The following is a 25,387-nucleotide window of genomic DNA, read 5'->3' on the forward strand; positions in this document are numbered from 1 at the left end:
CTATTCCAAAATAATAAACAGGCTCTTGTGATAATTATACAAAAAGCCTGTCTCTAAAGCCATTGATTCAGCTTCAGTTCTAAGTAAAGTGTAACCTTGTCGTCCATGCTGTCCAGATCAATCTCACCGATCTCCGATGCACGCTTCATCCGGTACACCAATGTATTCGTATGAACATGCAGCATTTCTGATGCCTGCTTCACATTGCAGTCCTGCGACAGATAGACATACAGCGTTTCCAGCAGATTCGTATGATGCTGCTCGTCATATCGACGCAGCTTCATAAGACTAGGGTGTGCAGATGGATGCTGTTCATTCACCTTCGCCATCGAAGGCAGGAAACGATAATAGCCTAAGTCGGCATAGTTATGGCTGTGTATCGTTTCTTTTGGAAACCGCAGCTTCGAGTGGATGACCGTCAAAGCCTCCTGATAACTTGCGGACACTTGCGTATATAGTTCACGATAAGAACTCCCGCCGTGTCTTACCGGCGCTAAGCCAAAGCGCTGCTTCCATTGCTGCAGCAATTGAGCCCAATCCCCTTCGCTAATCACCTGTTCCTTCATGCTCTCCTTAGGCGCGCACAGAAGAATTAACTGATGCTGATGGATAAGCTGCAACGTGATTCGAATGCGTTGTACAGACCACATCGTAATCGGTATTTGCTCGAGCTGTCGAAGCAGCAACCCGTCCTCGAACTCCAGAACTTTAATCTGATACCGAGCGGGCAGCTTAATTCCCAACTGCAGCGCTTCATCTCGAATGGCAGACTCCGTACGCGGTTCTCCTGTGAGCAGATTCCAGAAGAAGTCCTGCATATGCTGCTCCTGCTTGCGGCGCAGATGATGCTGCTGCAGCAGCTTCTTACCCGCTGCCCACGCAGCCCGCATCAGATGGGGATATGCCTCATCATCATTCATCTGAAGATCATCCAAAGCCCATATATAGCCGAGAATATCTTGGTTGTTGCGAATGGCGACTGCGATTCGTTTCTGCAGGCCGACCTCGTCAATACGATCTATCCGTATAGGTTCCTTGCTAACCATCAATCGTTGTATAATCCCTTCGCGCCACAATACATTGATAACTTCTTCCGGCACCTTGCGCCCAATGATGGTCGCGATTCGTACGGGATCGGTCTCAGGCTTGTGAGAGCTATATGCGATCAAACGATGGCTGGCATCCTCAATCGTTACCGGACATTGCAGTACCTCACTGATCGTGTCAGCGATCTCTTCCAAATGCTCAAAGTGCCTCTCGAATGGATCTTGGCTCTTATTCATCCGGATTTGCTCCTTATCGTTCTACTTATGCGTTGGTGCTGTTCCATTTCATCATAGTAGAAGAACAGGGGAAATGTACAGATATTTACATATTTTTGCTCAAATTAAGAATAAAGCAGCTAGGTATTCATCGTCTTGATCTCTACTTTCTTAATGCGATGCCGTTCCTTTTCCAGGATAGTAAACTCAATTCCTTCAACCGTCATCGTACTGCCCTTCTGTGCGTCTGGGAACTGGGTATAGAGCCATCCTCCAATCGTATCAAAGTCTTCACTGACCAAATGAATATGCAGCAGCTCGTTTAGTTCGTCTAACAGCACTTTCCCATCTACCCGAACATGGTCCTCACTCACGATCTCAATCCTTGCTCGCTCATCTGCATCGAATTCATCTCGAATCTCGCCTACGATCTCCTCTAATATGTCCTCAATCGTTATCATACCGGAAGTTCCGCCATATTCATCGGCTAGTATGGCAAGCTGGCTTCTCTCCTGCTGCATAAAGTGAAGCAACTGTTTCACTGGCATCGCCTCAGAAACGGTCATCACAGGTTGAGCTAGCTCTTTGGCAAGCTTATCGCCAACATTCCCATCCTCCAGAAATAGCTGCTTCGTATTTACAATGCCTATGACGAAGTCCTTATCATCTTTAATAACCGGATAACGAGTATAGCGCTCGCTCTTCATGATCGACATATTCTCATCAATCGTCCGTTCACCATCCAAGCAGATCATATCGGTGCGCGGCACCATGATCTCCTTAGCCAACAGATCATCAAATACGAAGATCCGGCTTACATAACCGTATTCCGTATTATTGATCATTCCGCTCTCATAGCTCTCGTTGATAATGAGCTGCAGTTCTTCTTCAGAGTGTGCTTCTTCATACTCGCTAACCGGCTTCATCCCGAATAGTCGAATAATGCCGTTGGCAGAGCCGTTTAAAAGCCAAATAAACGGATACATCACGGTATGAAACCATATAATCGGCTGAGCAAACAACAGCGTGATCGTTTCAGCCTTCTGAATCGCCAATGTTTTGGGTGCGAGCTCTCCCAAGACAACATGTATATAGGTAACGGATACAAAAGCGATAATGAAGGAAATGAAATTATTGACCTGCGCGGGCATGTCAAGCGACTCAAACAAGGGATGCAGCACCTTTTCTACCGTCGGTTCACCTAACCAACCAAGACCGAGCGCCGTGATCGTGATGCCCAACTGGCAAGCAGACAGGTATCCATCCAGATCGCTGATCACTTTCTTAGCATATATCGCCCTTCTATTGCCTTCTTGCACTAATTGGTCAATACGGCTTGTGCGAACTTTAACGATCGCAAATTCAGTCGATACGAATAAGGCTGTAAATAAAATAAGTAAGGCAATTAGCAAAAAATTTTGAGTGATGCTGTCCATCGTCAAGCAGCAGCTCCTTTATCTAACAGATATCACGTTGCGACCATCGCTCGGTATGAGCTTGAGATCGGTACATATGCTGAGCAATTACAAGGTAGTATGTCCACATTATCGAGAAATGTCGCCAGCAATATCGTGAGAAACCAACTGCTCTCTACATATAAAGAGCCTCTGCAAGCGCATGGCAGAACACTAATGTCCTGCCAATGCTCGAAGAGGCTCTTATCCATTAATCAAAAATAAATAATCACATTATTGCTCCGCTACAAATCGATTGGTCAATGAACCCAGCTTCTCAATTTCGATCGTGACAACGTCGCCTGGCTGCAAGTAAACCTGCTTCTCCAGCGGCAATCCAAGCACAACACCTTCAGGTGTTCCCGTTAAGATGATATCGCCAGGTACAAGCGTCATGTGACGGGACAAGTAGCTCACGATCTCATCACAGGCAAAGATCATATCTGACGTGTTGGAGCTCTGACGAACTTCACCATTCACGATAGCGCGAATCGCAAGCTCGTTGGGATTCCCTACCTCATCTGCTGTTACCAAGTAAGGACCAAGCGGACTAAAATCGTCACAGCTCTTGCCAAGCAGCCATTGCGGTGTACGCAGCTGAAGATCGCGAGCAGACAGATCATTTACACAGCAATAGCCAAATACATGGTCTAATGCTTGATCCCGTTCCACATCCTTCGCGCGTTCGCCGATTACGATAACTAGCTCCGCTTCATAATCTAATTTCTCAGTAACACGCGGTATGGCGATGTCCGCCATATTTGAAGTCAATGTATTATTGAATTTGTTAAATATGATCGGGAACTCCGGAATCGGAGCGTTCGTCTCTTCTGCATGCTTGCGATAATTAAGCCCGATACAAATAATCTTGTTCGGATTCGTGACACAGGGCCCCCACTGTACGGCTTGCTCATCGTATACGTAAGCAGGCTTATCGTTCAACGGAAGCGACTCGATGAACTGCCGAAGCGCTTCAACTGCAGAAGCGCCGCCTTCAATGGCTTCCATTACAGTTAATGGGATGCCTGCAGCAGCATTCACTTGCACTGCCTCGGCGATGTTTACGATACCTTGCTCCGTCTTAACCCCAAGCTCTGACCTGCCGTTGTTCACGAGTGTAACTAATTTCATAATTGATATACTCCTCTCTTCTGCGACCGATATCGTTCATTATGCGTTCTTGCCAAATACAACCCCGCCGTCCACATAAACGGGAGAACCCATCATGAACTTGGACTCATCTGAAGCGAGGAATAGAGCTGCCTGCGCTACATCATCAGGTGTTCCCATCTGTCCGCTCAATTGGCGCTGCTTCAGTGATTGAACTGCTTCTTCCGGATCTGAATAGGAGGTTCGCAGATAATTCTCGACGAACGGAGTCATAATCGTTCCCGGCAGCAGTGCATTCACGCGAATGTTATACTTTGCATAATCGACCTGCATCGACTTCGTCAACGCAAGAATAGCGCCCTTCGATGCTGCGTACGGGGCACGTTTGGCCAGCCCGATCTCAGCGATGCAGGAGGACATATGGATAATGGAGCCCGACTGCTGCTCGATCATGTGCGGGATTACATATTTGCTGGTCAAATATACACCCGTCACATTAACGCGCATTACTCGATCCCATACATCCTCCTCTATCTCATGCAGGACGCCGACTCCGCTGATTCCAGCGTTGTTGAAGAGTACATCAATACGCCCATAACGTTGAATAATCTCGTCAGTCATCACCTTCACTTGTGCTCCATCGGTTACATCCGCGCCGATGAACACTGCCTTGCCGCCATCATGAACAATCGCGTCTACAGTTGCCTGACCATGGTGCTGCGATATGTCGTTTACAACGACGATTGCGCCTTCACTCGCAAAGAGCTTGGCTGTGCATTCGCCGATCCCTGAACCTGCTCCGGTTATAAGTACCACTTTTCCGGACAATCTCACATCGACACACCACCTGAAATTATTAAGTTATGGGTTTCAGAAGCTAACCAGATACAATCAATATGTTCGCATATGGCGCCGAATCCCCAGTTCGAATCACGGCGCGTGATTCCGAACCCATTTCTTTGAACTGCACATGCGGAACTGCTTCCAAGCGAAGATGAGGAAATTCGCGTTTCATGTCTGCATAACGCTCCGGACTGGCAGCTATCATTTCTTCAGCAATAACAACGAAATCAATGACAAATTCATCCTCTATCGCTCGAAGAACATCCATCACGGTCGGAATGTCATCCGTCAACGCGAGATCAATGCGTTCAATGCCCATCGGCACTGGAAAGCCGCGATCGCATACTGTCAGCATATCCGTATGTCCAGTCTCTGCCAATACTCTGTTCAACACAGGGTGCAGAATCCCCTTCTTTTTCATGGGATATCTTTCCTTTCAAGCGCGCATTCTCGCTGCTGCAGCGTGATTCGATCTTTAAGCGGCATCTCGGGACGCTTCAGATAGAACACCTCCTGCTCCAGCTTCCACACCACATTGACGAGCTCCCAGCCTTCCTGTCCCCATTCATTCAGCTTGGAGCTGTCCGTTTCGATTCGGTATTCCCAACGCTTCATCATATATGAAGTCCCCGTAGTCTTAGTGTTCCATATGGTCGTCAGGCTGCGCTGCTTTCACAGTCAAGCCGCCGTCGACCATAAGCAGATGACCGTTTACCTGCATCGCCTCATCAGAAGCCAGGAATACGACAGCATCACCGATCTGCTTCGCTGTTCCAAGGCGTTTCATCGGATTCGCTTGAACCTCTAGCTCGCGAATTTTAGGATCCGCCAAATAATCTGTGCACATATCCGTATCTACTGTGCTTGGTCCTACGCCGTTCACGTTAATGTTGTAAGGTCCAAGCTCAATCGCCATGCCTTTTGTCAGCATATGGGCTGCAGCCTTGGAAGATTGATAGTGTGGAATAACAGGGCTAGTTACAACAAGGCTTGCCGTTGACAGCACATTGACGATCTTGCCGTATTTACGCTTAATCATGCCTTTAGCCGCACGCTGTGAGCAGAGGAAGATCGATTTCACGTTCGTGTTATAGGTGCGATCCCATGTGTCTTCCGACACCTGGAGAAAAGGTTCAAATGGAGCGATACCCGCATTATTGACCAAAATATCAACTTGACCAAACTCAGCCTCTACCTTATCGAACATGGCTTGAACTTGTTCGGATACCCCTACGTCAGCCTTCACGATGTAAGCGCGGCGCCCCATCGCTTCGACTGCCGCCTTAACCTTCTCAGCAGCTTCTGTGCTCTTGCTGCTAAAATAGTTAATAACGATATCTGCGCCTTCTTCCGCCAAACGATATACAATCGCTTCGCCTATTCCGCGGCTTCCGCCTGTTACAAGTGCAATCTTAGAATCTAATCTTCCCATTCCTAATTCCTCCTCGTTATGGTTCGTCTCAACTCGTTGTTTAGAGTGTTGGTCCGATTCGATTGATGCTGAATTCTTGATGTCCAAGCAATTCAGCCTTTACTTCCTTGCCTGCCGCAACGTCTACAATCTCACGCCAGATGTCTTCGCCTGCTTCCGCTAGGCTGACTGAACCTTCAAGCATTGCGCTCACATCGACATCCATGTTGTCCTGCATAAGCTGCGCGATCCGTTTGTTACCGGTAATCTTAATAACCGGAATAACAGCAGCTCCGGTAGGAGTTCCGCGGCCAGTCGTAAAGCATACAAGATGAACACCGCTTGCCGCCATACCGGAAACGCACTCAATATCGTTGCCAGGTGAATCCATAAAGTACAATCCCGTGCCAGGGATTGGCGCAGCATATTCAAATGCTCCTACCATTGGCGAAGTACCGCACTTGCTGATGCATCCTAATGATTTCTCTTCGATAGTAGACAAGCCGCCAGCGATATTGCCCGGACTCGGGTTTCCTCCGCGCATGTCAGCGCCCATGCGGTTAATTTCCTTCTCGAAGCGATCAATATATTTATATAATTGCTCCGCGATCTCAGGGCTGCTGCAGCGGGCAGCCATCACATGCTCTGCTCCGATGATCTCGGTCGTCTCACTGATGACGACTGTGCCGCCTTCAGCGATCAGCATATCCGAAGCAACGCCAAGCGCTGGATTAGATGCCATTCCCGATGTTGCGTCCGAGCCGCCGCATTTTACGCCGATACGCAGCTTGCTAAGCGGCATCTCAACCTTCTGCTGCTGGTCAAGCTCAGCTCGCAGACGCTTCGCGATCTCGGTTCCTTTCTGAATCGCTTTAATGGAACCGCCGGATTCTTGGATTTCGAGAACCTCCACAGGTTTACCGCTAACCCTAATAGCAGCGGCTAATTCACGGGGATCAATCACCTCACAGCCCAAACTAACGATGATGACCGCGCCTACGTTCGGATTGAGCCCTGTCCCAGCTAAAGTATCGAATGTGCGATCCTTATCCGCCCCGATCTGAGAGCATCCGTGCTGATGCGGAATCGCAACCGTTCCATGAACGAGCTGGCTAATGCGGCTGCACACCTGATTAGCGCATATGACGGTTGGAATAAGTAACAGATGATTGCGAATGCCGTACTCACCGTTCGCTCGCAAATAACCTTCTATTGATTTCATATTCTACCTCCTCTATCAATCCTTAGCGGGTCATGCTTCCCCTTGATGCTGATCGCCGCGTCCGCGAATACCTTCTATGTTGTGCACATGCACATGAGATCCTGGTGCGATATCTTCCGTTGCGCGGCCGATGACTTCACCATACTTCTTCAATGTATCCCCTGATTGGATCTTCCGCAGCGCTACCTTGTGTCCGAACTGGATGTCTCCGATTAATGTAATCGCTTGCAATTGGCCGTTTAACCAATAATGAACAGTCTCGCCAGCAACAGCATCACGAATCAACGTAGCGACATCATCCTTCTCATCTACTACCAATGCATCCGCACCGGACTTAATTTCTCCTGCCATCAAACCTCCACCTTTCTCACTTTTGGGGTTACCGATATCTCAAAATTAGCAAGAAAAACATTTGTAGTCAAGTAAAAAAAAACGGTATGATAGGGATATCCCATCATATGATCCATTCACAACAAGATGGAAGTCTACATGGGGAAAGGATAATGGCATGGTTACGATATACGATATAGCGAAGAAAGCAAACTGTTCTGCCATGACCGTTTCTCGAGTTATCAATAACACGGGAAGGATCAGCGACAAGACGAGGCAGCGGGTCAAAGCCATTATGGAAGAAATGAATTATGTACCGAACGCGATGGCGCGCAGCCTTGTACTGCAGGAAACGAAGCTGCTGTCACTGCTCATTTCTGATATTACCAACCCATTCTATACGACGCTTGCGCGCGGCGCCGAGGATGCTGCCAAGCGGCTCGGATATAGGCTGATGTTTTCAAATAGTGATGAAAATGCAGTAAAAGAGAGCGAGTATGTCGATACGGTGCTGTCGGCGCGGGTTGATGGTGTTATTATCGCTCCGTCGGGAGATTCTTCGCTTCCTCACCTAGAGAAACTGCGAAGTCATAACATTCCGTTCGTACTCGTTGACCGAGAAGTTCCGGGAATCGATTCGGACAGTGTGTTAGGTGACAGCAAAGAAGGAACGCGCAGGCTGATCGAGCATCTGCTTGAGCTTGGTCATAAGCGTATTGCGCTCCTGAACGGTTCGTTGCAGATCTCTACCGCTCGTTTGCGCGAGCAAGGTTATGTGGAAACAATGCGATTGCACCAGATCGAGATCAATCCGCAATACATCTGTGAAGTTGGATATGCGCATTCCGATGGAGATAAAGCGGTGTCAACGCTACTCGAGCTTAATCCTCGTCCTACCGCGATCTTTGCAGCCAACAACTTCATTGCACTGGCTGCCATCCGTGCACTTAGAGCTAGAGGATTAGAGGTTCCGCGCGACATGTCAGTCGTCTGCTTTGACGATATGGAAGCTGATTACGTGATTGATCCGTTCCTGACAGTATCCTCGCAGCCTGCGTACGAATTCGGCAGCATGAGCATGCAGATGCTCGTCGATCGCATACAAGGTACAGCGAATGACTGGCGAGAAATCGTATTGCCGTCCAAGCTAATCACAAGACACTCGAGCGCCGCTCCTCCAAGTGAACAAGCTTGAGTTACGCCGCATAGACCAACGAATTTTAGGGGTTGTTTCGCTAATAATACTAGCGGAACAACCCCTATAATATATGCACGTCAAGTTGGATTCAGTTATAGTTAATAAGAATTGAATGCAACCCATACAAGTTCTGCTAAGGAGAAGAGTCACTATGGCATTCGGAGTAACGCGAGAAGAGCTTGCAGCTTGGAAGCAAGCGGTTCTGCGCGGTGAAATAGCATATCTAACCCATTTTTGGATCGATAACCGATTTCCGCAATACACTACTGTGACGAAGGTAGGCTGCGCCGACCTAGATAAGCTGACGAGCTGGTGCCGATCTCACGACCTGAATCCGCGATATATTCATCACCGTCAGCCGTATCCTCACTTTGATCTTATTGGACCGCGGCAGAAGATCATATTGGAGCAGGAAGGTCTTGTGTCACATGTCGTGCGTTTTCGATTATAGTCCGCCCTCCATCTCTACCCCTCTGCTGATATCCGCACATTCTCCGACTTGATCGGGTTGAGGAGCAGACAGAGCAGGGCTAACAACATACTGCCTGAGGCAACAATAAATAGTGAGACATAACCAAGGTTGTCAACTGCTAAGCCAAGAAGCGGCGGAGATAGGATCGCAGCTAACGATGAGACCAAATAGTAGAGTCCTGTTCGTGTACCGATGCTTCTCTCGGTGCCAGTCGATACGACTAATGGATAAGAGTTAATATTGATACATGCCCAGAATACTCCTCCAATCGCCAACAGGAGACGTAATACGAGCAAAGTATTGACCAGAGGAACGAGAGCGAATACGAGAAACAATCCGCATATTCCGATCAAGATGATCTTCTTCTTTCCGAACCTCTTTCCAAGCAAACCGCTCGGAATGGCAAACAGCACGAAGAATAACGAGAAGAACGTTAGCGAGAAGGCGGAGTCGCTCTCAGACAGTCCCATATGATTCTTGCCATACAGCGTAAACAAGGACTCTACCCCTTGATAAGCCACAAACCAGAAAAAGATCGCCGCCAACAGCATAATCGTCGTCCGGTCCAACTCTCCCCTTAATCTAATCCGCTGCTTATCCTCGGATATGTGCACCACAGAATCACGCTTTTCCTTGATGAATGTATACAAGATGAACATCGCGATCAGTGTAATAATCGCAGCTGCGATGAATGGAAACGCTTTATTCTGTCCATACAGCATGGACCCCGCGCCAAATGCGATGATTCCCCCGACACCGCCCATGAAGTTAATAATTCCGTTAGCCTTCGTTCGCTTATCTTCAGGAGTAATCTCCGGCATTAACGCGATCGTCGGAGAACGATAGATACTCATGGCCAGATTCATCAGCACCATGAACAAGATGAGCGTAATGAAGCTCCAATGAAACGGAATGAGTGCTACAAACAAGGCGCCCAGCGGCATACCGATTAATAGATATGGCATGCGTCTTCCGACCCGAGTGTCGGTCTTGTCGCTTCGATTGCCGATCCAAGGCTGCAGAAACAGGGCAAAGTAGTTGTCGATCGTCATCATAAATCCAATTAACGCAGTGCTGCTGAGGAATGATTCAAGAAAATACGGCACAAATGCATTGTAGAGCGCCCACGTGATGCTAATACTGAAAAAACCGAAGCCTAACAGCCATGTCTTCTTCATCCGATCATCTCCTCACGATTCAGGTAAGGTTTCACTACACACCTTCCATTATTATACATTAATATAATAGACGGACAATCTGAAATATTGTGTAGTGCAAAATACATCCATAATAATCAATCGCTAGAGACTCGAACGCAGCAAAAAACAGCCGAAGGGAGTGAACCCCTTCGGCTGTTTGGTTTAAACTATGTTCGCTGTCTGTAGGTTGAGCCACGCCATCTCTTGCGGCGTGAGGCTGATCTGAACCGCGCGGAAGCTGGACATCAGCTCCGCGACCTGGTACGGCCCGATCAGCGCACAGGTTGGGAACGGTTGATTCAGCACGTAGGCGAGTGCGATCTGATTCGCATCTGTGCCCTTCTGCTTCGCGAGCTCCTCAGCTCTTGCATACCGTTCCCAATTATCGTCGCTGTAGTATACGCGTACGGCTTCTTCATCCTCGCGCTTATCAGGCGAGAAGCGGCCGGTAAAGAAGCCCCCCGCTTGCGAAGACCAACTGAGCAGCGGCAGCTGCGTATGCGAGTGCCACTCGATATCTTGGGCGCTTGCAGATACGCAGTCTTTCCAGCGCGGCTCATTCGGCACAGCCAGACTGAGGTTCGGGCTGTTGCAGGCAAGCTTGGTCAGCCCGCTTCGTTCGGCATATTCATTAGCCGCTTGAATGCGAGCGGTCGTCCAGTTCGACACACCAATCGCTTGGCAGCGTCCTGATTCTACCTGTTCATGCAGCCATTCCATGATGGCGCCAACGGGCACTTCAGGATCATCGCGATGAAGCATATACACATCCACCGCTTCCAGCTGCATGCGCTCTAAGGAGACTAGCAGATCCTCCGTGATCGCTTCGCGATTCACTCGCGGACCGTTCCCATCGAAATGTGCGCCTTTGCCAATAATCATGATGCTGTCTCGATTCTGACGCTCCTTCAGCCATAATCCCAGCGCTTTCGCGCTGCTGTCCCCATATATATGGGCAGAATCGATCATATTGCCGCCGATCTCAGCGTAGGCGTCAAGCAGTTCCATAGACGCTTCCAGACGATCCAGACTGAGCATCGTCGAACCTAATACGAGCCGTGAGCAAGGTAGCTTCAATCCATCGATGTTGATATACGGCATCGAACCAACCAACTGGTTAACCTTATCAATCATTGACCATTCTCCTCTCACTATCGAGACAACTCTCCTTATTAAGGCCCTAAGGCTGAGCGGACAGCACAATTCGGCTTCTCTCACGCGCAGAATGCAAGCAGGCTTCTAGCAGCTTCATATTGTGTACGGCATCATCCGCTGCAAGCGGCAGTGTCGGTTGACCCGCGACAGCACGAGCAAAATTATCCGCTTGAGCGATGTAAGGATTAGTCGATTCCGGCACTTCTTCACGCTCTGTTCCGCGGCTGATGACGCGATACGCGGCGTCGTCCACCCCCGCAGAGTAGGCCATCGGAAGGACAATTCGTCCATCTGTGCCGAGAATCTCCAACGTCTGGCGATGTTCAGCCCACATGCCGCAATCAAACGTCAGCGCGATGCCATCCGAGAATTCAACCAAGCCGGATGCCATCATATCGACGTCACCATGCTCAGCAGAGAACATCGCATGCACGGTCACCGCCTCTGGCTCGCGTCCTAGGAAGTAGCGCGCCGCGCTGAGCGGATAGCAGCCCACATCATACAGTGAGCCGCCTCCCCAATCTACGCGATAGCGGATATTGTTAAAGTCGCGGGCATTATTGAACGTGAATACCCCGTGGATGCCTCGAATCTCGCCTATCTCGCCAGCAGCGATCAGGCTGCGGATCTGCTCCATACGCGGGTGGTGACGATACATGAACGCCTCCGCCAGATGAACGCCCGCTGCGGCACAGCCATCAACCATCTCGCGAGCTTCAGCCGCGTTCAGCGCCAGCGGCTTCTCGCACAGTACATGCTTGCCCGCTGCTGCGGCTCGCAGCACCCATTCCTTATGGAGATGATTTGGTAGCGGAATATAAACCGCATCAATCACCTCATCCGCCAACAATTCCTCATAGCTGCCATATGCCTTTGCAATCTTGAATTGTTCGGCCATTTGCTTCGCCTTGCCTAAGTCACGACTCGCAACAGCTTCCAATATGCCATGCTGTGATTGCTCAATTGCTGGAATGACTGCACGAGCTGCGATATATGCGGTACTCATAATTCCCCATCGCAGCGGCTTGATCAAGCACATCCACATCCTCTCATTAATGGTTTATTCGTCTTCTCCGAATACAGGCATGATGCCTAATTCGAAGCGGAACGACTTCTCATTCAGCTGATACTTATCGATCAAGCGAGGACCGCAGGAGTTCGAGCCTACGCCGCTCATCTTATAATCGAGATGTACAATCGTTTCTGGTCTGCGCGTCAGCTCAATATTATGCTCAGCAGCCGTCAAGTCCGCAGGCGTATAATGGGACGCGTTGAAGGAGAATGACGCTGGCGCCGTGAACTTCAAGCCCATTCCCAGCGGATTGCTTACAACTGCCCATTCCGTACCATAGCGCGATCCATTCTCTTGCGGCATGATGTAGTCTTCATGCATCTCATCCACAGTGGTGAGGTATAAGCCTCTTTTTGCACTAATGCGCTTATCGATATAGCTCTCATGTGGACCATAGCCATAATACGAAACGGCTTCATTCCCCTTCGGCATCGTGAGCTGCAGACCGAAGCGAGGCAGGAATTCATTCTCCTCGCGCACACTGACATCTGTCGCCAGCTTAATCTCACCGCTCGACTTAACCGTCCACACTGCTGTTCCTCTCACGAAGCTTGCCGTTGTGTAGCCGCCCAATGAATATTCAACCTCAATACGAACTTCATTCGCGTCGATCTGGCTCCAAGCTGTGCGGTATACCTTCGTTACCGCGCGGTCATAGCCTTGAGCGGACCATGTATTCCGCACGTTCCGATCATTGTCCGCCGGCGCGCGCCATACTTGGAACAGTGCCGGTGCTTGGATCATCTCGACGCCTTGCTTCGAGATGCGTGTAAAGGCGCCTAGACTGAGATCGAACGCATGCTCAAAGTCGAACCCAGTTAGCGTCAAGCATGTTCCATGCTCAACTACGCTTATGCCGCCGCGGTGAGCATTCCAATGAGAAGCATCTGTCGTATTGTCAGCGGAATGAGCATCTTCAGAAGCAACATCGGCAGCCGCATTCAGCACAAACTGCTCGAATCCCAGCTCATACCCAGCTTCAGCCCACACCGTATCTTGATTCAATACACAGCTAACCGTCAGATCCAATGACCCGTTCACATGAGGCAATGTATATTCCAGATCAATTACCGCCTCGCTGTGAGGCTCTACAGCAGGCGCGGCCATGTGACCTTGCTCCAGCAGCACACCTTGGGATTCGATTCTCCAGCGAATATCCATCTTCGACAGATCGCTGAAATCATAGCGATTCGTTACGCTCAGCTTGCCGCTCGACAGTTCAATAGCTTGCATCCGTACTGGGGCATAGACCTCTTTCAATTCCAACAAGCCAATTTGCGGCTTGCGATCCGGCGACACCAGACCGTCGAGGCAGAAGTTGCCGTCGTGCGGCTTTTCACCGAAGTCACCTCCGTATGCGTAGAACGGTTTGCCTTCAGGCGTGAATGTTTTAATACCGTGGTTCACCCATTCCCAGACACAGCCGCCCATCAGCTTCGGATAGGCATCAATTACGTCCCAGTAATCCTTCAGATCCCCTGGGCCGTTGCCCATGGCATGGCTGTATTCGCACAGGAACATCGGCTTCGTATTCGCTTCATCCTGCGCGTATTCTTCAAGACCAGGTACTGACATATACATACGGCTTTCAATACCCAGAGCACTCTGATCGAACCGATGCTCTGAATCCCAGCAAGATCCCTCATAATGCACTATGCGAGAGCGATCACGTTCATGAGTCCAATTCGCCATCGCGACATGATTAGGGCCGAAGTTCGACTCATTGCCAAGCGACCAGATGATGACGCAGGCATGGTTCTTGTCCCGCTCAACCATTCGAATCTGCCGATCCAAGAACGCCTCTTTCCATTCCGGCAGCCTCTGAAGCCCCTTGTCTGTGTAGCACAACACGTCGCCATGCGATTCAAGGTCTGCTTCATCTACAACGTAGAAGCCGTATTGATCGCACAGATCAAGGAATCGCGGATCGTTAGGATAGTGCGATGTCCGAATCGTGTTAATGTTGTGCCGCTTCATCAGCAGGAGATCATCGATCATGTGCTGCAGCGGGATCGTCTGACCGAGCTCTGGATGAGAATCATGGCGATTCACGCCCTTGAGCTTCACCGCACGGCCATTGATACAGAATACACCGTCAACCACTTCAATACAGCGGAAGCCTGTCTTGAAATTGATCACTTCCGTACCGCTAGTCAATACGATATCGTATAAGTACGGATGCTCCGCGTTCCACAGAACTGGCTGTGACACTTGAATCTCGAACGTATGCGCCCCGTCCACGACATTTTCCTGAATAGATAAACTCTTGCCTTCACGGTCCTTCAACTCAACCTTAACCTGTGTAGATCCAACGGACTCTACCTCCACCTTAATCGAACCTGTGCCATAATCATCAGCGAGCTCGACCCGGTTGAACACGTCGCGAATGTGCGCACGATCGCGTGCCAGCATGTACACATCACGGAATATGCCCGTATAGCGCCACTGATCCTGATCCTCGAGGTAGGAGCCGTCGCACCATTTGATGACCATGACCGCGATTCGGTTCTTGCCTGCGCGCACATGAGATGAGATGTTGAACTCCGCCGGAACGCGGCTGCCTTGGCTGTAGCCGACTAAGCTGCCGTTTACCCACACATAGAAGCAAGCGTTTACACCTTCGAATACGATATACTTATCTTTCTCCTGCCACTGGCTGCCAATCTGGAACTCTCGCACATATAGACCGGCAGGGTTGTTGTCTGGAACATACGGCGGATCATGTGGAAATGGATAATTAACATTCGTGTATTGCATCTGGTCATAGCCCTGCACCTGCCAACAAGAAGGAACGAGCATATCATCCCAGCCGCTTACATCGTATGTACCCTCAACCCACTCGTCCCGCACATCCTTCGCACGCGGATGAAATTGAAATTTCCAATTGCCGTTTAAGGTTTGGAACCATGGCGAGCGGCCTCGCTTGCCTGCGCTTGCAGCTTGCACATCACCATAAGGAATGTAAGCGGAGCGTGGACGTTCACGGTTCAGTTGAAGCATTTGCGGATCTTCCCAGTAAGCTTGAATCGTCATCTAGTAGCACCTCTCATAAGAGCAGACACCTTGCATTTGAATAGGAATTAAACAATTTTCTTATCAAATAGAACTGCAACTGGTGCATGCATCTGGTATTATATATAGAATTATAACGCTGTTGAGTATGTAGTTACAGATTCGGATTTTCTTATTTATTTAACGATTTTCTTATACTAATAGAAATGAGGTCAGATGAGAATGAGGGACACCTTCGGATTTCTTATGCAATCGGATACGGAGGCCAAGCTTCCTATATATATGGCAGGCGCCGGGCATTGGGAGGACCAGGACCCCGTTGAAAGACCGGATGGATACCCGTTGTATCAATGGCTGCACTGCTTGTCTGGCGAGGGAGAATTGAGGGTCAATGGACAGACCGCGCGCGTCAAGCCTGGAACAGGGATGTTTCTGTACCCGGATGAGCCGCATGCTTACAGCAGCATACAATCGCCTTGGGAGGTATGTTGGATCACATTTTCGGGAAGGGAAGCTGCGGCGATGGCGCGTATCGCTGGCTTAACCCACTCAGGCGTATACGGCGTGAGCAGTCAAGAATTAATCGTGAATCATATGAAAAATGCGTTATCGCTGACACTATCGGGGAAACCGCTCGCAGGCTTGGAAGGATCCAAGCTCGTCTACACATTTCTAATCGATATGATGAAATATTTGACGGTTCAGCAGCTTTCTGTCGATCAGAGCTATTTTCGCTTGCAGCCTGTGTTCGACTATATGGAGCAGCACTACAGCCGCGATATTACGCTGGAAGAGCTGGCGGATCAGCTTGGCTTATCGGTTCAGCATCTGTGCTTGCTGTTTCGTCGAATATTGAATAAGCGGCCTGTTGAGTATTTGAACCAGCTGCGCATTCACAAGAGCAAGGAAATGATGCTTCAGTCGCCTGACGCCAGAATTGGCGAGATCGCGCGGATGGTGGGATTCGAGACACCGGGATATTTCAGCACGCTGTTTAAGCGATATGAAGGCATGACGCCGGAGACTTTCCGCAAACTGAATTGGCTGCGATGAGAAGCAGCTCAGGATTATAGAGGTCTTGCTCCGCGATGAATTTAGTTTAGTATACTAAACCTAGTTTTCTATTTGAAATATAGTGTGACATTTGTCATACATGCCCCGCTCACCCCTATTTTACGATGAAGTCAGATCATGGATAGGAGTGAAGTACAGTGAACCTGCCAATGCGCGGTATTATGCCGCCAGTTTCAACTATATTCAAATCAGATATGACACTTGACCGCGAAGGAATGACTCTTCTCATTGAACACTTGATCAAGCAAGGTGTTCACGGCTTATTCTTTATGGGTACCGCAGGCGAATTCGCCAACATGTCGATGGATCTGCGCAAGGAGGTTACCCGTTTCGCAGTTGAAGCTGTAGGCAAGCGCGTGCCTGTATGGATCGGTACAGGAGCTAACAGCACAGACGAAGTGGAAGAGCTGTCCAGATATGCGGAAAATGAAGGTGCGGACGGAGTCATCGTCATTAATCCTTCCTACTATACACTTGGTGAGACACAGCTATGGGAGCATTTCTCTCGAGTTGCTCGATCGGTTAAGCTGCCTATTATGCTGTATAACTTTCCGATGCTGACAGGTCAAGATCTGACGCCTGAATTCGTTAAACGTCTTGCAACGACTTACTCCAATGTTGTGGGTATCAAAGATACCGTTGACCGCCTTGCGCATATGCGTGAAATGATACATACAGTGAAGTCCGTTCGACCTGACTTTTCGGTATTTGCGGGCTATGATGAGTATCTAGCAGATGTGCTTATTCTCGGTGGAGACGGCGCTATTCCTGCAAGCTCTAACTTTGCGCCTGAGCTGACGCTTGGCATCTGGAACGCCTTCCATAAGAAAGACATGAATGAGCTCATGCAGATTCAACGCAAGCTCGCGTACATCCCTTACATGTACGCGCTCGATGCGCCATTCGTCAATGTCGTGAAGGAAGCCATTCGCATGCGCGGATTGGACATTTCCACACAGGTGTTGGCTCCAGCACTGCCGCTACCTGAGAGCAAGAAGGCTGAGCTTCATAGAATTCTATCGCAAGCAGGCCTGATGAGTAACACACCAGAACCAGAATTCGTGCCTGTATTCTAATCCAGACACATCATAAAGGGTCGCGCCAGCATGAACCTCTTCATGCGGCACGACCCTTGTTCAATTTATAAGAGCGAGGACAATTGCCCCGCCAATCGGATGAGCTCGCCGCGCGCCAGCTCTTTCTTCGCGTCCCATTGTCCGGTCGGGATCGAGAAGCTTGCCGCTGCGAGAACGCGCCCGAATACGTCGGTAACAGGCACCGCTAGGCAGCAGAATCCCGCCGCCACCTCTTCAAGATCCTCAGCATGCCCCTGTTCTCGTATATGCGGCAGCTGCTGCAGCAGCTCGTTCATATCCTTCAACGTGTTGCTAGTCAACGGTAGAAAGGCTTGATCGCGATATAATCGCTCCACTTCTGCTTCACCCATTGCAGCAAGCAGCACCTTACCTAAAGCGGTGGTGTACGCTGGAATCCGTCTTCCCGGCTCCGAGAGCAAACGAACTGGCGTTGGTGCTTCTACCTTCGCCAGATAAACGATATGGTCTCCTTCAAGCCGCGCCAATTGCGCCGTTTCGCCAACAACGGCTACCGCAGCCGCAGCATGCTGCATAAACAGCTTTACGACGTCCATGTTGGAGAAATAAGCGTTGCCGAGAAACGCGAAGGTCGAACCTAATACGTACGTATCTCCCTTCTCGCGCTCAACCCATTCCAACGACTCCATCGTATGCAAGAGCGAGAACATCGTGCTCTTATTAATCCCCGTTGCCGCGCACAGGTCGATCAATCTCAACTTCGAAGGATGACGGGCGATACAAGCCAATACTTCATGCCCGCGCTCCAACGCCGGCACCCAATACTTTCGTTTCATACCCTGCACCTATCTTCTATAAGCTGTACTATACTCGAACGATTTCAGCAATTCTGCTGTCCGGGTCCTGTGTAAAATGTGTCCGATACTCTACCCGACCGATCTCACAGCCCTGTCCAATCGTGATTTCGTTGCCGCGTACGACGTTGGCACATGTATGCTCAAGATTAATCCGGTCGCCTTCAATGATGTCCGATTTCAGCTTAGCATCAGGCATTACCTTCATGATGCTTGGCAGAAAGGAGATCAGATTCTTGAGCATGCTGCCCTTGCGAACTTGAATCCATTCACCGCCGATTTCTCTCACTTCGCTCGGCCAGTTCACACTCATGTCGAGACGCCCCACATTTAGCAGCCCCTTAATGTTGCAGGAACCCGCTACATCCATAATCTCGACTGCACAGTTCGTTTCAACCGTAAGGCCGCCTTTTATATTCAATCGCTCACTTCGCAGGCATCCTCCAACGGTCATCATGCCGCTGATGCTGCCCTCTCTAAAGTTTGCGTCGCCCGCAACGTCGGACTGGCCTTGAATCATCAGTTTCCCAGCAATAAGCTCTCCGCGTACGTTTAGGTTGCCACGCACCTTCATCTCCTGCGTACTTAGCGCACCTTTCACATTGGCATTGCCCGTACAAGTGAGCAGGCTGCAATCCAGGTTCCCATTAATCGTTCCGTCACCCGTGATCTTAGCTTGCTGGTATGCCCCTCCAGGCGAGCTTGAGGAGCCTATAATCTTGAGATCTTGCTTCGCATGCTGTGCCATTCTATTGCCTCCCGTTCCAAGTTAGATAAATAGTTAACCGCTACAATCTTATCCGATTGTATACACGAGCTCGTTCGTCTACGATCAGATCGGAATGATATTCAACTTGATCAATCTCGCAATCTGGTCCAATCGTGATGCTGTTGCCCCGCACGATCTTGGCCTTCGTATTCTCCAGCACAATTCGATCCCCTTCGATCGTATCGACCAGCAGCTGAGGATTGCCGAATACCGATGAGATCATCTTGTTCACGATGTCATGCTTCTGCTTGCCTCGTTTCACTACAATGTTTTCTCCGCCAATACTGCCCACCTTGCATTTGGCAACAAACTCGAGATAGATCTTCTCCGCGTTGAGCAACCCGAATATATCAACCTTCCCATGAGTTATAAATTCTTCCGCCTGACAATCTCCATCAACGGAAATTGCGCCATTCACTTCAATCTTCTCTGCAGCCGTTCTCTCTTCTATCGTTACGCTGCCATCTATTCGAATCTGTTCCGCTTGAACAGCACGCATAAACTTGCATAGTCCTTGTATGTGAATGGACTTCGCCGATAAATTGCCCTTCACTTTGCCCTTGCCGTTGCATTGAAACAGATTGCATGTTACATCGCCAGTTACTTCCGCGACTCCATCAATCGTCACGCGATTAAATTCGCCGCCATGTATTTTCCCGACCCCGCTAATCGTGTTATCTCCCAGCATGTGATCCGTCATACGAACTCCTCCACTTCAAGTAAGTTTGGCTTTCAATTGTTCCAGGCACCCTGATACGGATAGCCTAGCGATTACTTGCGCAGCGCTGTCTACGTACAGCTCATGGGGACTAGAGATGAGCATGAATGTTGTTACATTCAGCTTACGGATGATGAGGAGATCACATGCCTTCCCCTGAAAATGGGTGTACTTCTCATGAAGAAACAGGAGCAGATCGCGGCCTTCCCTCAGATCAACAGCGTCCGTCGCCAGTACCTGTTCGAGCATATACATGTAAATAACCTGTTCAAAGGTAAATGCCTCTGCATCACCCATCTGCTGGATAAAGAGATCAAGCGCCTCAGGCGAAATAATCTCTCGCTGAATGAGATCTGATTTATGCAGTGCGGTATTAATGGGGTTCAAAGAAAACACCGCAGCAAGCTCATCAAGTGACAAGCTGTCCTTCATACTGACAATCTTATCAATGCGTTCTAATATCTTGCGTTTCGGAAAATACGTTTCTTGACCAGTATGTGTCGACTTTCGAATGAACCAATCATCCGGAATGATGTCCTTGCGCTTCCATCGATATAATTGACCGTACGATATTCCTGTCAGCTCGAGCAATTCTTTCTTGGATATTAATGCCTCTTCCATCTCAAAGCACCTCCCAACTCACAGTGCAACATTGTTATGCATACATCGTAACATTGTTACGTCGTTAACGCAACATTGTTTCATCCATATTGTGCGTCTTTCACTTGCTACACAATAAAAGGGATGATCAATAGCTCGATCACCCCTGTTTACAACTGGATATACAGGCTCAGAGCCCAAGCGTCTGCTTATGTGCTTGCCGTTTATCTATTCTATGAGTAAGCAAGATAAGCACAATCAATTCGCCTAAAGTTCCAATAGATTGCGTTAAAGCGCCCAGCACACCGTTCCACTGCGGTACTGCGACAATCAATAGGAGCATGACGGAGATCGTGACCGTCACGTTGCCGATCTGAGAATACATCATCAAGCGCGTTTGTTTGCGAAGCATCACCAGTCCATTGAAATAGTCGACCCAAGGAAATACGAGCGCCAATATCACAAATATGCCAAGCACTCGCAGGCTCTCCTCCAGCAATCTGCCATCGCTTCCGATAATGCTGCCTACGAGCCATTCTCCGATCGGCGTAAAGGCAACCAAGCTGATCAGAGCGGCTGGTATCGCATGAAACATCAATCCAAAGCGCTTTACAGCCCCCGGATCCTTCTCATAGAAATTAAGCACGATCTGATGCACATACCCGAAGAATGTAATAATCACATAAGTAATGCTTAAAGCGACAGCATACGATGAGATCGCAAGCTCAATATCCGTAGTCTTGCCGAGCAAAGCATTAATGAACGGGCCGATGATGACGGAGATAAAGGACGTTACCAAGAGCGGTCGGTAAAATGGAAATACATCCTTCATCGTTCGCACCTTAGATTGCATGGAGCGTTCAGGGATATGACGGAGTATTCTCCGCCCCTCGAATATGCTGACCGTTGCTTCGATCATCATCCCCACAAGAAAGATAACTGCCCCAGTGTACGCGCCTATCGTCAATTTTCCGTTCATAAATACTAGCGCTGCCGCATACATGCCTGCAATTCGTATAATCATCCCGATCGTCAACCACTTCGTCTGCATATTGCGTATGATAATTCCATGGTACAGGCATCTTATCGCCGAGAATATGGTCACAAAGATTAATATTGAATACGAGCTCAGCACCTCGACCATCAGCGCTTCGTCTACATTAAATATAGTGCTTATGATCCTATGACCCAATGGAGTATAAGAGATAAACAATCCAACCACCATCGTAACGAGCAAGATGAGAGCGGCAATCTTGCCAACCGATCGGAATGCCGTCCGATCTTCCGCAAGCGCAGAGCAAGTCTGGCGCAGAAACACGGCTGGACGTTCCGTGATCGTAAATAGGCTTGACGCAATGGAATAACCAGCTATCGTTATTTCAGGATCCGGGGCATGCGCCAACGTACTATTAATGATGAGATGCGATAAGGACACGAGGCTGGCCGATATGCCTAGCGGTATAAAAAACGCCATAATTTGCTTCAAAGGTACTGCGGTTCTCGGATTAACGCTATCTACATAATCGTTCCCGACCTCTGCCATGATGCCACATTCCTTTCAGATGATGTACGATGGTAATTATCTTACCTCTAGTTGCTAACTATTAACAATATGAAATTTGAAATGCAGCCCTTTCATTAAAAAACAGCAGCTCAGGGCAATTGCACCCTTAAACTGCTGTTCCTCAGTTAGCATCTTTTTGACGTTTATTTTCTATAAATATACGCGCTTGTTCGCCTTGCCTGATTCATAGATGCCTGCGACCAGCTTCTGTGTCTTAATCGCTTCATGCCCATCAATCGCTGCCTTCTTGCCTGCATCGATCGAATGATAGAAATCCTTAATCTGCTTACTGTGACTAACGCCCCAGTACTGCTTCACGCCTGCGCCGTAATCCATAATCTCGTTCGGGTTCTTATCAGCCGATAGTGCAGTTCCATTGTGATATTCAACCGTACCGCGGTCACCATACACTCTCGCATAGCCGTTCTCGCAATGCAATTCAATTTCTACCGGCGCGTCGCAGCTGTGATAGGTCATGGTATAGAACGAAGCGGTCACACCGTTTTTAAAGGAAATGATCCCTTCTGCACAGTCTTCCACTTCAATATGTTCATGGGTGCGATTGGAGATATTAGCGCTGATGAAGTCGATCTCATCATCGATAAACCATCTCATCAGATCCAATGTATGTATAGACTGATTAATAATGACGCCGCCGCCTTCTTGCTCCCAGGTACCTCTCCAATCACTCTGCCCGTAATATTCATCCGTACGCTTCCACGTCACAGAGCATCTAGCGCCTAACACCCGCCCTAATCGTCCAGATTCCAGTTCCTTCTTAATCAGCAGTGAGCCGGGGTTATATCGATTCTGGAAGATGACTCCGAAAGTGACGTTTTGATCTTCACATGCTTGAATCATCGCTTCCGCATCTTCAACCGAGATGCTCATCGGCTTCTCCGTTATTACGTGCTTGCCTGCTCTAGCAGTGGCTATGACCATCGGCGCATGTAAATAATGCGGGGTGCATACGTGAACAACATCAAGTTCCGCTTCTTTCAGCATCCTATTGTAATCTAGATAATAATCGCAATTGTAAGCTTGGGCTGCTGTTTTCGCGCGTTCTTCCATCACATCGCAGACTGCTACCACTTCAGCCGTTCCACTAAGCTGCACTGAAGTCGCATGCATCGGAAAAATAGTACCACAACCGATAATACCGACCCTTTTCTTCCTCATGCTTCATCATTCTCCTTTTGCGCTGGTTCATGAATGCTCTTCTTTGGCAAGTGTACAAGAGTTCATATTGAACTTCAAGGCATACACACATATACAGTTCTCGAAAGTGAAAGACTAGTCCTCGAACTGAAGATTTCCTCATTTAGCGGGTTGAACTTCGAAGTTAAATATTTGATAATACAATCATTGGAACTGAGCAAGTCCTTAACTAAAAGAGAAGGTGTTTAAGATCGGTATTATTGTAGTGGAAGTATGTACGAATAACTGGCTTGCAGGATATGATTTAGAGGAACTGGAGCTGCAGTATCCGGAAGTTGCAGTGTTGAGAACCGAATGTCTTGGCTTCTGCGGGCTATGCAAGATGCGCCCCTATGCGATCGTCAATGGCAAACGTATCAGCGGGAAAACGATTGAAGAGTGTGTTGAGCTTATTAAAGCAGCTATTGAAGCAGAGCTGGCTGCTCTTAATGAGGTATAAGATGGCGGATACGAGCCATATATATGAGGTATAGTAGCATTACGATATGCGCTTAAGAATCTATCGTTTGACCCCTGTGTTGAGATATGATAACTATACTTTTCATAGCTATTTTATTGACTAAAATTTTACTTTTGATTACACTGAAGTCGTAACCATATTTTTCAAGGTATTATAATTATAATACCTTGTTCTCCAGTGTAAGAACGAATTTCTATCATTTCCGCTTCATTACTTAATGAAGTGCATGAACTGCAGGTGACCCTAATGCAAACAGAACGCATTCAGAAAGCCATCGCTCAACTAATTGACGAAGAATACGAGAAGCCCCTTGTTGATATCGGGCTGATTCGTGACGTCTTGATACGCGAACAGTCTGTTGCGCTGACGATGCTTATGAAGGAAGAAGACAGTGACAAGCAGGCAGCCTATCGCTCAGCTATCACGGATGCTCTGAACAGTGTCGACATACAGGATGTGCATGTCCGGATCAAACTGATCACGAAGGATGAGAAGGACAGGATCGTCGCGAGCAGGCTCACGCCGATTGCAGCGCCTCCTAAGCCTGTTCAGAATGTTCAGAAGCTATCGCCTCTGATTAACCCGGAATCAGGAGTTCGATTCCTGTCGGTTGCAAGCGGCAAGGGCGGCGTTGGCAAATCCACGGTAACGGTTAATCTTGCGCTGGCTTTGCAACGAGCAGGCAAACGAGTTGGCATCATCGATGCAGACATTTACGGCTTCAGCATTCCAGTCATGCTGGGCATCACCGAGAAGCCCAAGAAAGAGAACAATCGAATTGTGCCGGTTGAACGCATGGGAGTGCACGTCATCTCAACAGGATTCTTTGTCGAATCCAACAGCCCTGTCATCCGGCGCGGACCATTGCTAGGCAAGATGATCTCCACATTTTTGAATGAAGTAGAATGGCCTGCGCTTGATTATATATTAATTGATTTACCGCCAGGTACAGGTGATATTCCAATGTTCGTGCATCAGAACATACCACATTGCTCTGAGATCATTGTTACCACTCCACACTCTACAGCCAGCTTTGTTGCTGCTAGAGCAGGTGCAATGGCGCAGAAGACGAATCATCACATCTTGGGAGTCGTGGAGAATATGGCTTACTTCGAGGATGATTGCGGGAAGAGGCACTACCTCTTCGGGCAGGGCGGCGGTGCTAAATTGGCTGAGCAATTGCAAACGAGGCTGCTCGCTCAGATACCGATCTCCGCACCTGATACGAATGTTGCTGAAGCTGAGTTTATCCCATCTGTGTATGAATCCGATACTCGAAACGGGGTCATATACGAGGAATTGGCGCAGCAAATTATAGATCATTTTTAGTATTCC

General features: G+C 48.8%; 25 protein-coding genes. 6 read left to right on the plus strand and 19 right to left on the minus strand.

What is annotated here, in order from left to right:
• Nucleotides 1-53: 53 nt before the first annotated feature.
• The 9 genes from AC3WTP_RS15880 to AC3WTP_RS15920 form a co-directional block, all read right to left on the minus strand.
• Entirely contained in the window at nt 54-1,283 is a 1,230-nt protein-coding gene (locus tag AC3WTP_RS15880) for a PucR family transcriptional regulator (protein ID WP_492395598.1), read from the minus strand.
• Between the two features lie 119 nt (nt 1,284-1,402).
• Nucleotides 1,403-2,698, minus strand: a complete 1,296-nt coding sequence (locus tag AC3WTP_RS15885) for a hemolysin family protein (RefSeq protein ID WP_492395599.1) — start codon at nt 2,696-2,698, stop codon at nt 1,403-1,405.
• A 252-nt stretch (nt 2,699-2,950) separates the two neighbouring features.
• Nucleotides 2,951-3,847 (minus strand): fumarylacetoacetate hydrolase family protein, encoded by an 897-nt coding sequence (locus tag AC3WTP_RS15890; RefSeq protein WP_492395600.1) that lies wholly within the window; start codon nt 3,845-3,847, stop codon nt 2,951-2,953.
• Nucleotides 3,848-3,886: 39 nt separating this feature from the next.
• Nucleotides 3,887-4,660: an SDR family NAD(P)-dependent oxidoreductase gene (locus tag AC3WTP_RS15895; protein ID WP_492395601.1), complete on the minus strand. Its 774-nt coding sequence runs from the start codon at nt 4,658-4,660 to the stop codon at nt 3,887-3,889.
• 43 nt (nt 4,661-4,703) lie between these two features.
• Nucleotides 4,704-5,090, minus strand: a complete 387-nt coding sequence (gene rbsD / locus AC3WTP_RS15900) for a D-ribose pyranase (RefSeq protein ID WP_492395602.1) — start codon at nt 5,088-5,090, stop codon at nt 4,704-4,706.
• Nucleotides 5,087-5,287 (minus strand): hypothetical protein, encoded by a 201-nt coding sequence (locus AC3WTP_RS15905; RefSeq protein ID WP_492395603.1) that lies wholly within the window; start codon nt 5,285-5,287, stop codon nt 5,087-5,089. The genes rbsD and AC3WTP_RS15905 overlap by 4 nt, the downstream gene beginning before the upstream one ends.
• Before the next feature lie 19 nt (nt 5,288-5,306).
• Nucleotides 5,307-6,101, minus strand: a complete 795-nt coding sequence (locus tag AC3WTP_RS15910; RefSeq protein ID WP_492395604.1) for an SDR family NAD(P)-dependent oxidoreductase — start codon at nt 6,099-6,101, stop codon at nt 5,307-5,309.
• Nucleotides 6,102-6,141: 40 nt separating this feature from the next.
• The gene (locus AC3WTP_RS15915) at nt 6,142-7,302 is read right to left on the minus strand and encodes a UxaA family hydrolase (RefSeq protein WP_492395605.1); all 1,161 of its coding nucleotides are present in this window, start codon (nt 7,300-7,302) and stop codon (nt 6,142-6,144) included.
• Nucleotides 7,303-7,332: 30 nt separating this feature from the next.
• A complete protein-coding gene (locus AC3WTP_RS15920; RefSeq protein WP_492395606.1) occupies nt 7,333-7,653 on the minus strand; it encodes a UxaA family hydrolase in 321 nt (106 codons plus the stop codon).
• A gap of 157 nt (nt 7,654-7,810) precedes the next feature.
• On the opposite strand from AC3WTP_RS15920, the gene AC3WTP_RS15925 reads away from it, so the two are divergent.
• Both AC3WTP_RS15925 and AC3WTP_RS15930 read left to right on the plus strand, forming a co-directional pair.
• Entirely contained in the window at nt 7,811-8,827 is a 1,017-nt protein-coding gene (locus AC3WTP_RS15925; RefSeq protein WP_492395607.1) for a LacI family DNA-binding transcriptional regulator, read from the plus strand.
• Between the two features lie 154 nt (nt 8,828-8,981).
• Nucleotides 8,982-9,281, plus strand: a complete 300-nt coding sequence (locus AC3WTP_RS15930; protein ID WP_492395608.1) for a hypothetical protein — start codon at nt 8,982-8,984, stop codon at nt 9,279-9,281.
• A 14-nt stretch (nt 9,282-9,295) separates the two neighbouring features.
• Here AC3WTP_RS15930 and AC3WTP_RS15935 read toward each other — a convergent pair whose 3' ends face one another.
• The 4 genes from AC3WTP_RS15935 to AC3WTP_RS15950 all read right to left on the minus strand — a co-directional run bounded on the left by AC3WTP_RS15935 (nt 9,296) and on the right by AC3WTP_RS15950 (nt 15,761).
• A complete protein-coding gene (locus AC3WTP_RS15935) occupies nt 9,296-10,480 on the minus strand; it encodes an SLC45 family MFS transporter (RefSeq protein ID WP_492395609.1) in 1,185 nt (394 codons plus the stop codon).
• Nucleotides 10,481-10,663: 183 nt separating this feature from the next.
• Entirely contained in the window at nt 10,664-11,635 is a 972-nt protein-coding gene (locus tag AC3WTP_RS15940) for an aldo/keto reductase (protein WP_492395610.1), read from the minus strand.
• Between the two features lie 46 nt (nt 11,636-11,681).
• A complete protein-coding gene (locus AC3WTP_RS15945; RefSeq protein WP_492395611.1) occupies nt 11,682-12,695 on the minus strand; it encodes a Gfo/Idh/MocA family protein in 1,014 nt (337 codons plus the stop codon).
• A 21-nt stretch (nt 12,696-12,716) separates the two neighbouring features.
• The gene (locus AC3WTP_RS15950; RefSeq protein WP_492395612.1) at nt 12,717-15,761 is read right to left on the minus strand and encodes a glycoside hydrolase family 2 TIM barrel-domain containing protein; all 3,045 of its coding nucleotides are present in this window, start codon (nt 15,759-15,761) and stop codon (nt 12,717-12,719) included.
• A gap of 195 nt (nt 15,762-15,956) precedes the next feature.
• On the opposite strand from AC3WTP_RS15950, the gene AC3WTP_RS15955 reads away from it, so the two are divergent.
• Nucleotides 15,957-16,793, plus strand: a complete 837-nt coding sequence (locus AC3WTP_RS15955; protein WP_492395613.1) for an AraC family transcriptional regulator — start codon at nt 15,957-15,959, stop codon at nt 16,791-16,793.
• A gap of 158 nt (nt 16,794-16,951) precedes the next feature.
• Nucleotides 16,952-17,890: a dihydrodipicolinate synthase family protein gene (locus tag AC3WTP_RS15960; RefSeq protein ID WP_492395614.1), complete on the plus strand. Its 939-nt coding sequence runs from the start codon at nt 16,952-16,954 to the stop codon at nt 17,888-17,890.
• A 65-nt stretch (nt 17,891-17,955) separates the two neighbouring features.
• Here AC3WTP_RS15960 and AC3WTP_RS15965 read toward each other — a convergent pair whose 3' ends face one another.
• The 6 genes from AC3WTP_RS15965 to AC3WTP_RS15990 form a co-directional block, all read right to left on the minus strand.
• On the minus strand, nt 17,956-18,705 hold the full coding sequence (locus AC3WTP_RS15965; RefSeq protein WP_492395615.1) for an IclR family transcriptional regulator: 750 nt from the start codon (nt 18,703-18,705) through the stop codon (nt 17,956-17,958).
• 28 nt (nt 18,706-18,733) lie between these two features.
• Entirely contained in the window at nt 18,734-19,471 is a 738-nt protein-coding gene (locus tag AC3WTP_RS15970; RefSeq protein WP_492395616.1) for a polymer-forming cytoskeletal protein, read from the minus strand.
• A 40-nt stretch (nt 19,472-19,511) separates the two neighbouring features.
• Entirely contained in the window at nt 19,512-20,192 is a 681-nt protein-coding gene (locus AC3WTP_RS15975) for a hypothetical protein (RefSeq protein WP_492395617.1), read from the minus strand.
• A gap of 15 nt (nt 20,193-20,207) precedes the next feature.
• A complete protein-coding gene (locus tag AC3WTP_RS15980; protein ID WP_492395618.1) occupies nt 20,208-20,831 on the minus strand; it encodes a YhbD family protein in 624 nt (207 codons plus the stop codon).
• Nucleotides 20,832-21,000: 169 nt separating this feature from the next.
• Entirely contained in the window at nt 21,001-22,353 is a 1,353-nt protein-coding gene (locus tag AC3WTP_RS15985) for a multi antimicrobial extrusion protein MatE (protein ID WP_492395619.1), read from the minus strand.
• 171 nt (nt 22,354-22,524) lie between these two features.
• Nucleotides 22,525-23,553 carry a Gfo/Idh/MocA family protein gene (locus AC3WTP_RS15990; protein ID WP_492395620.1) on the minus strand — a complete coding sequence of 343 codons (1,029 nt, stop codon included), beginning with the start codon at nt 23,551-23,553 and terminating at the stop codon, nt 22,525-22,527.
• A 229-nt stretch (nt 23,554-23,782) separates the two neighbouring features.
• Here AC3WTP_RS15990 and AC3WTP_RS15995 point away from each other — a divergent pair, with 229 nt between their 5' ends.
• Together AC3WTP_RS15995 and AC3WTP_RS16000 are read left to right on the plus strand one after the other, a co-directional pair.
• Nucleotides 23,783-24,031, plus strand: a complete 249-nt coding sequence (locus tag AC3WTP_RS15995; RefSeq protein ID WP_492395649.1) for a YuzB family protein — start codon at nt 23,783-23,785, stop codon at nt 24,029-24,031.
• A gap of 267 nt (nt 24,032-24,298) precedes the next feature.
• Entirely contained in the window at nt 24,299-25,381 is a 1,083-nt protein-coding gene (locus AC3WTP_RS16000) for an Mrp/NBP35 family ATP-binding protein (RefSeq protein ID WP_492395621.1), read from the plus strand.
• The last annotated feature ends 6 nt before the right edge of the window (nt 25,382-25,387 follow it).

This window comes from Paenibacillus sp. EB106-04-04-XG159 (genome assembly GCF_058791835.1).